The organism is Chryseobacterium carnipullorum (genome assembly GCF_003815695.1).
GTDB classification, from domain to species: domain Bacteria; phylum Bacteroidota; class Bacteroidia; order Flavobacteriales; family Weeksellaceae; genus Chryseobacterium; species Chryseobacterium carnipullorum.
In genome coordinates, this window is sequence record NZ_CP033920.1 from 4,074,383 (window position 1) to 4,087,110 (window position 12,728).

Consider the following 12,728-nt stretch of genomic DNA (forward strand, 5'->3'; position numbering starts at 1 on the left):
TTTTGTTTTTAATCTATTGCTGTTGTTTTATCTGTGAAAATACGTAGAACATTTCAGCACCTATTTGCAGGCTTTTCTCATGATACACCCTTGTTTGCTCATTCGTACCGTCGGACATTTTAGGATCTTCAAAGGGTATAGAAATACGTTTTTCTGCTCCTGCGATAAAAGGACACTCCCCGTCTGCCTGCGAACAGGTCATCACAGCTGCAAAACCGGAATCCGGATTAAAAGGGCTGTCGTATTTTTTAGAAAAACCAATAACCGGATGTCTGTTTCCATCATATTTTATGGCATATACAGGATTTTCAGTATCAGATATTTTAAAGATTTGACATCCCTGTTCCTGCAATGTTTCTGCGATTTTAGGAAACATAGCCGTTTCTTCCGTTCCCCCTGAATAGCAGAGTACGTTAGGAATATTAAAATAAATACTGGCCATTTGTGCCCAGACTTGCGCCAGATGGCTTCTCCGGGAATTGTGGGTGCAGATAAAATTAATATCTGTCCTTCTTTCGTCTTCTGTTCTTTTTTGGATAAAGTCTATCAATGGCTGTAATACGACTTTTCGTTCTTCCCTGATTTCCTGGTTTTTGAACAGCGCTATTGTTTCGAGTAGTCTAGGATACATCTCTGATTTAATTTAAAGTGGATTTTAACAGCATCCTGAGTTTGGAGTACAACAAGAAGTCATATCAGAAGAAAGTTCTGATCCTTTTTCTGCAGGAATCCCGCAAGCTTCCTGAGCCAGACAAGCGGTTGTTTTGTTTTTAAGGATGAAGTTTTTTCCATTAAACTCCAGGTCGTATTTTCCGATGGTTGTATTTTGGTATTCCACTTCAATTTCGTCATCTTCAATCCCTAATTTTTCTTCCGATAATTTTATGATATTGAGAAGCTTTGCAGGTTTTAGTCTGTGTTCAAAATCATCTGCGTTCCATAGCTGAAAATTCACTGTTTTTTCATTTCGGATAACGCCTCCGCAGTCGATAAAATGCTTTGTCACCCTTCCTACTTCTGTAACGTGGAAATGTTCCGGTACAAAAGTTCCGTTTTCCAATTGAAATTCAACAGTATCTAACGTTGGTAAAATTTCTTTGATCTCAGATAGTTTCATTTTTTATTTATTATATTGGTTAATTGCAATATTACGATATATTAGATTAAAAAAATGCTTAACAGCATTTCTGATCTTTAACAGAGAGTACAATGTTTGAGAAATAATTTTTCAAAATTCCAAATGTATCTTTATCAATACAATAGCAGATAGCCGTTCCTTCAATATTCCCTTTGATCAGACCTGCATTCTTCAATTCTTTCAAATGCTGGGATACGGTAGCCTGAGCCAGAGGAAGTTCATTGACAATATCCCCGCAGATACAGGTATCTACTTTAAGTAAATACTCGATAATAGCCACTCTTGCAGGATGGCCAAGCGCTTTGCATATAACGGCAATCTTGTTTTGATGATCGGTAAAGTGGTCCGTTTTGGTGGCTCCCATGATAAATTATTATATCGCAATATTACGATTAAATTTTAGAGTACAAAATTATTTTGTGCTTTTTATTGATTTACACTAAGTTCTTGCGAGTAGAATCGATCAGAGATCCTGAAGATTTTGTTAACTTTGCATTTCCCAACACTATTATTAACCGGAAATAACAGAAGTATGTCTATAACCAACGAACAGGAATTAGCAGGAATGCAAAAAGCAAGCGAAGCTGTTGCCTATACTTTAAAAGAAATGATTCAGTACGCTCAGCCTGGTATGACCACCAAAGATCTTGATGAGTATGGAGCGAAGATCCTCTCCGGCTTCGGTGCAAAATCAGCGCCGCATCTTACCTATGGATTTCCGGGATGGACCTGCATCAGTGTAGATCATGAATTTTGCCACGGTATTCCTACCGATAAAAGGATATTGAAAGAAGGAGATCTCATCAATATTGATGTTTCCGCGGAACTCAACGGGTACTGGTCAGACAACGGAGGTTCCTTTGTGATTGGAAAAGATATCCATCAGCACCAGGCCTTGGTAGATGCTTCCAAAGACATTTTGCAAAAAGCAATCAACCATATAAAAGGAGGTGTAAAAATAGCTGATATTGGATTTCTGATGGAAACCGAGGCGAAAAAAAGAGGTTTTAAAGTCATTAGAAATCTTGCCGGACACGGTATCGGAAAAAGCCTGCATGAACAGCCCGATGAACTCATGAATTACAGAAACCGGTACGATTCAAGAAGATTCAGGAAAAACTCTGTGGTAGCAATTGAAACATTTATCTCTACAACCTCCAATATTGCCGTAGAGCTTAACGATGGATGGACGATGGTAGGCAACAAAGGCGGATATATGGCACAACACGAACACACCATTGTAGTTACCGACGGAAAACCCATCATTTTAACTGAAATGAATGAGATATTGAACTAGATGATCCTTGCCTCCGAAGTAAAAATGACATTTAGATTTACACAAAGAGATCCCGGATTTTATCAGTTCGCGACTTTTTACTGAACTGACTACCGTTATACTGTGATGCTTTTCTGAATTGCTTTAAAATAATAGTAGGAATCCCGCAAAATGAATGGCTACTACTATTTCATTTTAACAAATGGCTTACTTTTCCAGATAAAAAAGAATAATTTTACTGGAATTTCTGCCTTGGCAATCCAATCTCATGTGCCTGAGGATAAGGTTTTCTGGAGGTCATGCTCACATCTTCTCTGATCTGCCGGTGAATATCATACTGCTTATCTTTGTCATAAGCATATCTTGGGTCCGGAATCATAGGCATTTTCGCCATTTTATGAATGGTGATCGTTGGAAAATGATAATCCACTTCTACAGTTCCCAGCAGCAGATAGCAGCCTCCACCCTGAAATGGATATTCATTCAGGCTGTCCGGAAAATGGGCCGTATCAAAATAATCTCCGTTCACATCGATCCAGGTTCCGAAATACATCGTTCCTTTTTTGGTCGGCACATGTTTTCTGGAGATCAGATAAGCCATCATTTTTACCTGCTTTTTATGATGCAGTACTAAGTCTTTTACCATTACAGAGCCTCTGTATGTAGTCTTCAGCAGATCAAACGGAATACAGGAAACCGGAAATCCGATGATCTCAATTTCATCAAAGGCATCTTCAAAATTTTCCCGCTTCAGTTGAGGAAGTTTGTATTCCTGAACCGGTTCCTCTATCAGCAAAAGGCCTCTGTTTTCAGGTTTAAAATTAATTAAAAGCAGACGGGCTTCTACCAGAAGCTCATTCTTCGGTTGCCCTGTAAAACGGAATGCGCCGATAAAAATAAGCGTTTGAATGGTTTCAATACCGATTGGAATGCGGCGGATAAAATCTTCCAGTGACTGAAAATTTCCGTTTTTATGACGTTCCTCGGCAATTCCATGGGCTAATCTGCTTTCAAGTCCCTGAAGAAGCATAAATCCAAGATAGATCTCTTTTCCTCTTAATACCGTCTGATATTCACTGGTGTTGACACAGGGCGTCTGAACAGAGGCTCCGGACATTTTAGCCTCATGAATATACACCTCCGTTCTGTAAAATCCCCCCTGATTATTAATGACCGAAACCATGAATTCCAGCGGATAATACACTTTCAGATAAAGGCTCTGATAGCTTTCTACCGCATAGGAAGCCGAATGTGCTTTACAGAAAGAATAGCCCGCAAAAGATTCAATCTGACGATAGGCTTCAGCAGTCAGCTGCTCGGAATGTCCTTTGCCTTTACAGGAAGCAAAGAAATTAGCCTTTACCTCCTGTAGCTTTTCCAGCGAACGGCCTTTTCCACTCATCGCTCTGCGGAGAATATCTCCGTCCGCTAAAGACAATCCTCCAAAATACTGGGCGATTTTAATCACATCTTCCTGATACACCATGATGCCGTAGGTTTCCTTCAAATGATCTTCAAACACCGAATGAAAATATTCAAATTGATCGGGATGATTATGCCTGAAAATATATTCTCTCATCATCCCACTTTGGGCAACTCCCGGTCTGATAATCGAAGAAGCCGCAACGAGTGTTCTGTAATCTCCGCATTTTAGTCTTCTTAAAAGTCCCCGCATCGCAGGAGATTCAATATAAAAGCATCCGATGGTTTTTCCCTGAGCCAGATGTTCATTGGCCAGTGCTTCATTTTTAGAAATAGTAGTATCCCGGATATCCACCGTAATGCCTCTGGTTTCTTTGATTAATTTCACGGTATCATTGATCGTTCCCAAGCCTCTCTGGGAAAGAATATCAAATTTTTCCAGTCCTATATCTTCTGCGGTGTACATGTCAAACTGAACAATAGGAAATCCTTTTGGCGGCATTTCCAGTGCCGTAAAGTTGGTGATCGGTTCTTCAGAGATCAGAATCCCGCAGGCATGCATACTTCTTTGGTTGGGAAATTTTTCCAGCAGCTTGCCATATTTAGCCACCCTATCTACGACCTTATTCCGGTCATGGGCTTCCACAGATTGGGTGGTAAGGCTGTCCAGTTCTTCTTTAGGCAGTCCAAAAACTTTTCCAACCTCACGGAATATCGATTTGTATTTGAATTCTACATTAGTTCCGCAGAACGCAACATGCTCTTTTCCATACCGGTCAAAAATATACTGCAACATCGGGTCTCTCTCCTGCCAGCTCCAGTCGATATCAAAATCAGGAGGTGTATTTCGGTTAAGATTCAGAAAGCGTTCAAAATAAAGATCAAGTTCCAGTGGGCAGATGTCGGTAATTCCTAAACAGTAACTGACTATTGAATTTGCACCGCTCCCCCGTCCCACATGCATAAATCCCATCCTGTTGCTGTAACGGATGATGTCCCAGGTAATCAGAAAGTAAGAGCAGAATTTAAGCTCATGGATGACTTTCAGTTCTTTTTCTATCCTTTTTCTGGCCTCTTCATGATCTAACCCATAGCGCTTTTTCAGGCCTAAATAAGCAAGTCTGGTCAGGAATTTCAGATCACTTTCTCTCGATTTTGTAAAATTCAGTTGATTTCTGACCTTTTTAAAATCAAATTCAAAACTGCAGCTGCTGAATATATTTTTTGTATTCTGAATGATCTCCGGATATCTCTGAAATGCTTCCAGAATGCTTTTTTCAGCCCTCAGATATTCAGATTTCCGGCATATTTCGGTTTCTTCAAGCTTACTAAGCAATGTGTTGTGATCGATGGCTCTAAGGATGCGGTGAAGATGGTATTCTTCTTTAGTACTGAAGGTGACCGGCTGGAGAATGACCATTCTGGAGATTAACCTCTGAAATTCAGGGCGGATAAGAAGCGTAAGTTCCTCTTCCCGGATTCCAATGAATTCATTGTCTTTAAGGACTTCAGGGATATTTTCCAGAGGATAAATTACCAATACCTTATCAAATTCAGTAGCCATTTCACATAAGTCTTTCCCATTGCAATGATAGTCTGTGATCATCTTATTGACCTCTCCGATACCACTGAATTCTTTAGCCACCGTAATATAAAGAAGTCTGCCGTCTTTTCTGATCTCTACGCCCGCAATGGGTTTGATTCCCTTGTTCTCACATTCTTTTTTAAATTCATAAATGGCGGTAACTGTATTGATATCCGTAAGCACCAGTTCCCTGATGCCCAGTGCATGTGCCTGAGCAACCAGTTCTTTTACCGATAAAGTTCCGTAACGGAGGCTGTGATAGGAATGACAGTTGAGAAACATAATCTGCAGATTTTTTTGAGGGTTATTTGCCGAAGTCAAAGCCGGAAGCTCTGCCTACCGCATCGGAGCCAAAGCGGTTTTTGAGGTCATCCATAGCCTGATAAAGACTCATTTGCTCTTCTGTATCTTCAAAAAGATTCATCTGGTGACTGCCATGAACGAGTCCTGTAAAACGAAGTCCCACCAGACGAAGTCTCATTCTTCTGGTATATGCTTTATTAAACAGATCCAAAGCAACCCTTGCCAAAGTATGGTCTGCAGATGTATAGGCTACTCTGGACTGTTTGGTTTCGGTATCAAAATTGGCATAGCGGATCTTTACAGCCACAGTGGAAGTCAGCCACTTTTCTTTTCTCAGCTGATACGCCAGCTGTTCAGCCATTCCGGATATTAATCTTTTTAATTCCGGGATATCCATCGTATCGGAAGTGAAAGTTCGTTCCGTGGATATTGATTTTCTTTCAGAATAAGGAATGACAGGATTTTCATCGATTCCGTTGGCTTTCTTCCACAGTTCACTGCCGTTCTGCCCGATCATTTGCTGAAGAACCAGCACCGGCATTTCAGATAAGGTCTGGATGGTACGGATTCCTACCCGTGAAAGCAGCTGAAAGGTGTTGTCTCCTACCATCGGAATTTTTTTAATAGACAGCGGATTCAGAAAAGGCTGGACTTCCTGAAGTTTGATTTCCATTTTTCCGGGTTTGGCTTCTCCTGTTCCGATTTTGGAAACTGTTTTATTGGTGGATAGTGCAAAACTTATGGGAAGTCCTGTTTCTTTGGTTACGGCCGAAGCAATTTCGTCGGTCCATTGATAACATCCGAAAAATTTATCCATCCCGGAGAGATCCAGATAGAATTCATCAATACTGGCTTTTTCCATCAGGGGTACCTTTTCCCGGATAATATCGGTGACTGTATGAGACAGTCTTGAGTACATTTCATGATCCCCGCGCACAACTTTAGCATCCGGACAGAGTCTGAGCGCCATCCTGATCGGCATAGCAGAGCGTACCCCGAAATGGCGTGCTTCATAGGAACATGAGGCCACAACGCCTCTGTCCCCACCTCCTATGATCAAAGGGATTCCGTCAAATTTAGAATTGACAAGACGCTCACAGGATACAAAAAATGTATCCAGGTCCATATGTACAATCGCACGTTCCATGATGCAAAATTAGATATGTTTTGAATCAAACTTTGCATTTTATTTGATATATTTCGTATCAATGTTTGTTTTTTGAGAAATGATAAGGGTTTTCCTCTATGAAAACAGGATGAGATAAAATGGGTAATAAATAGCAAAAATATTTCCCACAGGTCACACGGATTACACCGATTCTATTTTGAATGATCCAATTATTTACAATTCAATGCAAACATCTGCTTGATCGGTGGAATCTGTAGCAAATCAAAAAAGATCCAAGTAAAACATTGGCATCAATCATCATCTGAGTCTGTTGAAATTTTTTTTCAGGGTAAAAATCCTCAAAACGTTTAATATTTAGAATTAATCGGCAACTACCCCATTTTATTTGCCTAAAATGAATGGGTGTTTTGAATCATAATTTGTATTTTTGTTGATATATTTCGTATCAATGTCAATTTTTTCAAATAATATTCGTTTTTTAAGAGGAAAAAGAAACCTCTCTCAGCAATCTGTAGCCACTGAACTGGTTATATCACGCGTACGGTACTCCAAATATGAAAACGGGGTCTCTGAACCACCTATTGAATTGCTTGTCAAAATATCCAAATATTTTCATGTAAGCATCGATCTTCTGGTATCGGTAGACATCCGTAAATACCCGATGGAAGAAATGCTGAAACTGCCGGACAACAGAATTGTCCTTCCGGTAGCTGTAGACCATCTTGGAAATGATACCATTGAGATCATTCCGCAGAAAGCATCCATGGGATATCTTGAAGGATACAGCGATATCGGTTATATCGAGAGCCTGCAAAGAATTGCCCTTCCCTTCCTTACTAATGGCAAATACAGAGCTTTTCCGGCAGACGGGGATTCTATGCCGCCATTCAGAAACGGGTCTTATATCGTAGGAAAATATGTAGAAGGTATCAATGATCTTAAACCGGGAAAAACTTATGTTTTCATTACCTTAAATGACGGGATTACCTACAAACGTTTTAAAGAAATAAAAGGAAATGCAGTGTCTGTAAGTGCCGATAACTCATTCTACGAACCGTATGACATTCCGTTTAACGAAGTGGTAGAAATCTGGCAGTATGCTTCAGGGATTTTTCCGGAAGATTTTGAACCGGGTGATTACGAAAGCTATAATTTCAAAGAAATGTTCCGCGAACTGAAGCAGGATATCAAAGATCTGGACAAAAAAGTTTCGGGGCGCCGGAAATCTTAATAACGCTAATGCATGGAGTGTAATGGACCAGTTAAGTTTATTTGATTCAGAAGAATACTTCCGGTTTCCGAAAGAACTGCTGGAATATACTGACCATTTTCTGCCGGAGTATGAAGCTTCTCAGCTGGAGGAGCTTCTGATTCGTGTGGCTCCGTGGAAGCAGAGAACCCAGAAAATGTATGATAAAATGGTTCTCACTCCACGACTGACAGCCTGGTATGGAGATGAAAGCAGAACCTACAAGCTGGGTGGAAATGATTTTAATGTCAATCCCTGGTTACCGGAATTATTAGCTTTAAAACAGAAGATAGAAGAATCCTCCGGATATCAGTTTAATTCTGTTCTGCTGAATTTATACCGCGACGGTAATGATTCTGTGGCATGGCACCGTGATAAAGAAAGCGAATTGGGAAACCGCCCAGTCATTGCTTCTGTAAGCCTCGGGCAGGTCAGAAATTTTGATTTCCGTAAAGCAGATGACCACCGGAATAAATACAGCTTACCTCTTCAGCATGGATCACTGCTGATCATGAAAGGCGATTTACATTTGAATTGGGAACACCGGATTGCAAAATCAGCCAAGACTATGAAGCCGCGGATCAATCTTACGTTCAGGTTGGTGAACGAAGTTTAGGGATGGGTATTTTATTTATCCAATTCGATCCAGACAGGGGCATGATCACTGCTTTTTGTCCAGCCACGGACATGGCGGTCTACTCCACCGGATTGTAAGCTTGAATGCAAATAAGGACTCAACAGAATGTGATCCAGTCTGATGCCTGCATTACGGTCGTAGGCTTTGTAAAGATAATCCCAGAAGGTGTAAACTTTTTCATCAGGATAGAGCGTGCGTATAGAATCCAGCCAGCCTTTATTCAATAATTCATTATATGCTTTTCTTACTTCTGTTCTGTATAAGGCATCATTTTCCCAGCGCTCAGGTTTGTAAACATCTTCAGGTCCCGGAATTATATTAAAATCACCTATAATGATGGCGGGAAGTTCCATTGTGATCAGCTGATGAGTTCGTTTTTTTAACCGCTTGATCCAGTCTAATTTATAGTCAAATTTAGGTCCCGGACAAGGATTTCCGTTGGGAAGATACAGACAGCATATCACCATTTGATCGATAATAGCTTCAATATAACGGCTTTGCAGATCTTCTGAATCTCCGGGTAAAGTATTCTGAACTTCTGTGATTTCAAGGTCTTTTGCAAGGATTGCTACCCCATTCCAGCTTTTCTGTCCTTTCCAAATCGCCTGATAACCTGCAGCATTGATTTCTTTTACAGGAAACCGTTTCTGGGGAGCTTTCAATTCCTGAAGGCAGACAATATCCGGCTGAGCTTCTTTCAGCCACTGCAATAATACGGGCAAACGACCGTTGATTCCGTTTACATTATAGGTTGCTATTTTCATAGGCAAAAGGCTGTAAATTATTTTTACAGGTGCAATAATTATTCCAGCCTGTTGAATAATAATTGATTATAACTCCTGAAGAAGATAAGTTCAATCATAACTCCGGCACACTTAATCTTGATTTTTTTTTACTCCTATTCAGGTTAAATAATAAGTTGACTGATATTGGCATAGTTTATTCATTAGCTTAAAAAATAAAACCTTCCCCATGTCTAGTAAAAATTTCACAAAAACACAATTCGTACTGAATAATGATAATCAGTATCAGCTTGAATATAGCATTGAAGAAATCGGCCAGGGATCTAATTTAACCATTGAAAGGAAAAAAGAAGATGGAGCATTTGAAACCGTTCAGGCGATGATTACCCGACTGAATGATCGCGTTTTTATCCAATGGAGTGAGCCTTTTGACGGCAGACTTATTTTTGAAAACTAAAAAAATATCTTATGAAATACAGTGAAGCCTTACAATATAAGAAAGAAGCTTTGGAAAAAGCGGATGAATCCGTACGGCAAAGTTACCATATCATTATAACACCTGCTGATACCGCTGAAAGTGCAAAATACATTGAAGATTTTTCAAAAAAACCTGATGAATTTAAGGACAACAGCTGTAAAAAATACTCTTCCAACGACGAATATGAAGTCGTAAGCTTCAGGAAAGAAGCGGAAGAAGAATAATAAAATCTAGTACTTTCTTCCCGGATATTATGAAATCAGAGTCTGCTTCTGATCAGCAAAATAATATTCCGGACCTGTGGAATCAGTCATATCACCTACCACATCAGTACCCGGAAATGGAAGCTGGTCTTATAATTGCAGCTATCAATCATCAAATATTAATCACTAAACTATAATTATTATGGAAAAGAAAAAAACAGCAGGAAAAACAGCGTCGAAAACTGTGGCGAAAAAAACAGGTAAAACTCCGGCTAAAAAAGATGCTGCCAAACAGCTGAAAGATTTGTTTGAAGATTCACTCAAAGACATTTACTGGGCAGAGAAAGCTCTTGTAAAAGCGCTTCCTAAAATGCATAAAAATGCTACGGATAAAAAACTAAAAGCAGCTATTGAAAAACATTTTAACGAAACTCAGGTTCATGTAAAAAGACTGGAAGAATGTTTTGCTTCCCTTGGCAAAAAGGCTCAGGCTAAAAAATGTGATGCGATGCAGGGATTACTGGATGAAGGAAAAAGCATTATGGAGGAAACTGAACCGGGCGCAGTAAGAGATGCAGGGATCATTGCTGCTTCTCAGAAAGTAGAACATTATGAAATTGCCACTTACGGATCGCTGGCTGCTTATGCTAAAGTTCTGAAAGAAAAAGACTGTCTTAATAACCTTTTGGCCACTCTTGCCGAAGAAAAAAAATGCGATGCCTTGCTGACAAAAATAGCAGATACCGCTCTTAACAGCAAAGCAAAATAATAAGGTAAAGAAGCTGGAGGCTGGAGGTGCGAAGATAGTATGTCATAAAGGCAAACAAGCCGAACCGTAACCTCCAGCTTCCTGTACCTTCTTCTATTTTTTTACAAAAATTCTTATTTTTAAACTCCTATTAATGGTTCAGACGATCTATTTCCCTGTTGATCTTTATCCAGTGGATACTGTCTGACCGATGAAGTTCCTGATCAAATTGCTTTTTCCAGTTCTTCCCCAATTTTTTTTCAAGACTTTTAAAATACATAGCATTGGAGCGTTCATATTCCTTTTGTAATTGGGTAATGCTGTCGGTTACTTCACAGCCGGTTTCTATCCTTTCATAGCATAAATTCCATTTTTTCACCAGACTGTCAATACCGTCATAGGCTCCTTGAGGTGGAAGTTCACCAATCCTGATATCTTTCCAGCAAAGAGATTCTGCGGAGTGTACTGCCTTTTTTGATGCGTCGGGTTGACAGGCCGTAAGCATTAAAAACATTCCTACTATTGACAGCCCGATAGGTTGCCGTTTTCTTGCATGGCTCTTTACCACTAGGATGTTTGATGTTTCCATAATAGAAATTTATATCATGATCACTGGATCAGCTTATAAAGTCCAGCAAACGTTTTCTTGTAATGACCTGATTTCTTTGATAGAATTCCTCGTCATCCAAACGTGCCAGTGACTCTGTAGATTGTACAGACAGCCAAGCGACGAATACATCCCGCGTTTTAAAAACGGTTGGCGCATGAAAATCACCGTCATATAATTCTCCGTATAAAAAGTGATGATCCTCATTTATTTTCATACCCATCCCGCAATAATCACGGTGGCCGTAGCCCAGAACATTCCCTTTCAGCAATTGATCTGCAACAAGATTGGCGAGCTCATAGCCAAATGCTGTTGTATCCGGCTCCGATTCACCTGAAAAATGATAGCTGTTCATCAATATTATTTTAATGTCAATATTCTATCTAAAGTAAACCATTCAGGTTTTAAATCAATCATTTTAGACATTTTTTTTAGTCAATTCTGTTTTTTTTACCTATTCCATTTAAAAAGATCTGGATGATTTCTGGAGTCTTGAATATTTTGAGAATCAATGTCAGATGTTTACATTTGTTGATCTTAAACGGCAAATAAAAAAAATTGAAACTCTCTCTTTCTTATTATCTGAATCAGGATGTCCTGTTTCTGGCCAAAGATCTTTTGGGTAAAGTTCTTTTCACGGAGGTCAACGGTGACATCACAGCAGGTATCATTGTAGAAACTGAAGCCTATTTCGGGGTGGTGGATAAAGCGTCTCATGCTTATGGCGGCCGTCGTACGGAGCGTACGGAAACCTTATACAGTCAGGGTGGTATTTCTTATGTTTACTTGTGCTATGGAATTCATCATCTTTTTAATATAGTAACCTCTATTGAAGGTGAACCCCACGCAGTACTGATACGGGCTGTAGAACCTCTAGCCGGTAAAGAAATCATGGAACTCAGACGGAATATATCTGCTGATAAGCCTGCTGTTTCATCCGGACCCGGCTCTGCAGCGAAGGCTTTAGGCATCAACCGTTCCTTTAATAAAAAAGACCTGACTGAAAATGAAATATGGATTGAAGATCATGGGATCCGATATGCTCCTGATGAGATTGTTGCAGGCCCCCGTATTGGAGTTGCTTATGCTCAGGAAGATGCTTTGCTGCCATGGCGTTTTTACGTTAAAGGAAATCCATATGTAAGCAAGCCCAGATCGTAGCGATTCCAAACGCTCTTTTCCCATTTCCCCATTTTCAATACATGGATTG

Annotated in this window: 15 protein-coding genes; 7 read left to right on the forward strand and 8 right to left on the reverse strand. The window is 39.9% G+C overall.

Features of this window, described 5'->3' with window-relative positions:
• Positions 1-13 precede the first annotated feature (13 nt).
• From EG346_RS18605 to EG346_RS18615, 3 genes are read right to left on the reverse strand one after another with little or no spacing between them, the layout of a single operon-like run.
• Positions 14-631, reverse strand: coding sequence for a low molecular weight phosphatase family protein (locus tag EG346_RS18605; protein WP_123880691.1), 618 nt, complete (start codon positions 629-631; stop codon positions 14-16).
• Between the two features lie 24 nt (positions 632-655).
• On the reverse strand, positions 656-1,117 hold the full coding sequence (locus EG346_RS18610; RefSeq protein WP_123880693.1) for a DUF6428 family protein: 462 nt from the start codon (positions 1,115-1,117) through the stop codon (positions 656-658).
• A gap of 58 nt (positions 1,118-1,175) precedes the next feature.
• Positions 1,176-1,502 (reverse strand): ArsR/SmtB family transcription factor, encoded by a 327-nt coding sequence (locus EG346_RS18615; RefSeq protein ID WP_073334521.1) that lies wholly within the window; start codon positions 1,500-1,502, stop codon positions 1,176-1,178.
• Positions 1,503-1,670: 168 nt separating this feature from the next.
• On the opposite strand from EG346_RS18615, the gene map reads away from it, so the two are divergent.
• On the forward strand, positions 1,671-2,435 hold the full coding sequence (map, locus tag EG346_RS18620; protein WP_123880695.1) for a type I methionyl aminopeptidase: 765 nt from the start codon (positions 1,671-1,673) through the stop codon (positions 2,433-2,435).
• Positions 2,436-2,649: 214 nt separating this feature from the next.
• On the opposite strand, the gene EG346_RS18625 is transcribed toward map, so the two are convergent.
• Entirely contained in the window at positions 2,650-5,703 is a 3,054-nt protein-coding gene (locus EG346_RS18625) for a DNA polymerase III subunit alpha (RefSeq protein WP_123880697.1), read from the reverse strand.
• A gap of 22 nt (positions 5,704-5,725) precedes the next feature.
• Positions 5,726-6,871, reverse strand: coding sequence for a DNA polymerase IV (dinB, locus tag EG346_RS18630; protein WP_123880699.1), 1,146 nt, complete (start codon positions 6,869-6,871; stop codon positions 5,726-5,728).
• A 430-nt stretch (positions 6,872-7,301) separates the two neighbouring features.
• Between dinB and EG346_RS18635 the strand changes: the two genes are divergently transcribed.
• Positions 7,302-8,084 carry an XRE family transcriptional regulator gene (locus EG346_RS18635; protein WP_073334524.1) on the forward strand — a complete coding sequence of 261 codons (783 nt, stop codon included), beginning with the start codon at positions 7,302-7,304 and terminating at the stop codon, positions 8,082-8,084.
• Between the two features lie 22 nt (positions 8,085-8,106).
• On the forward strand, positions 8,107-8,718 hold the full coding sequence (locus tag EG346_RS18640; protein WP_123880701.1) for an alpha-ketoglutarate-dependent dioxygenase AlkB family protein: 612 nt from the start codon (positions 8,107-8,109) through the stop codon (positions 8,716-8,718).
• Between the two features lie 11 nt (positions 8,719-8,729).
• Here the strand turns inward: EG346_RS18640 and xth are convergent, their stop codons facing one another.
• Positions 8,730-9,503 carry an exodeoxyribonuclease III gene (gene xth / locus EG346_RS18645; protein WP_123880703.1) on the reverse strand — a complete coding sequence of 258 codons (774 nt, stop codon included), beginning with the start codon at positions 9,501-9,503 and terminating at the stop codon, positions 8,730-8,732.
• A gap of 208 nt (positions 9,504-9,711) precedes the next feature.
• On the opposite strand from xth, the gene EG346_RS18650 reads away from it, so the two are divergent.
• The 3 genes from EG346_RS18650 to EG346_RS18660 all read left to right on the forward strand — a co-directional run bounded on the left by EG346_RS18650 (position 9,712) and on the right by EG346_RS18660 (position 10,932).
• Positions 9,712-9,939, forward strand: coding sequence for a glutathione synthase (locus tag EG346_RS18650; protein WP_073334527.1), 228 nt, complete (start codon positions 9,712-9,714; stop codon positions 9,937-9,939).
• Positions 9,940-9,950: 11 nt separating this feature from the next.
• Positions 9,951-10,184, forward strand: coding sequence for a hypothetical protein (locus EG346_RS18655; protein WP_123880705.1), 234 nt, complete (start codon positions 9,951-9,953; stop codon positions 10,182-10,184).
• A gap of 181 nt (positions 10,185-10,365) precedes the next feature.
• Positions 10,366-10,932, forward strand: coding sequence for a YciE/YciF ferroxidase family protein (locus EG346_RS18660; RefSeq protein ID WP_073334529.1), 567 nt, complete (start codon positions 10,366-10,368; stop codon positions 10,930-10,932).
• 130 nt (positions 10,933-11,062) lie between these two features.
• On the opposite strand, the gene EG346_RS18665 is transcribed toward EG346_RS18660, so the two are convergent.
• Positions 11,063-11,500 carry a hypothetical protein gene (locus EG346_RS18665; RefSeq protein ID WP_123880707.1) on the reverse strand — a complete coding sequence of 146 codons (438 nt, stop codon included), beginning with the start codon at positions 11,498-11,500 and terminating at the stop codon, positions 11,063-11,065.
• A 28-nt stretch (positions 11,501-11,528) separates the two neighbouring features.
• Positions 11,529-11,873, reverse strand: coding sequence for a hypothetical protein (locus EG346_RS18670; RefSeq protein ID WP_073334531.1), 345 nt, complete (start codon positions 11,871-11,873; stop codon positions 11,529-11,531).
• Between the two features lie 203 nt (positions 11,874-12,076).
• Here EG346_RS18670 and EG346_RS18675 point away from each other — a divergent pair, with 203 nt between their 5' ends.
• Positions 12,077-12,679: a DNA-3-methyladenine glycosylase gene (locus EG346_RS18675; protein ID WP_123880709.1), complete on the forward strand. Its 603-nt coding sequence runs from the start codon at positions 12,077-12,079 to the stop codon at positions 12,677-12,679.
• Positions 12,680-12,728: the final 49 nt, after the last annotated feature.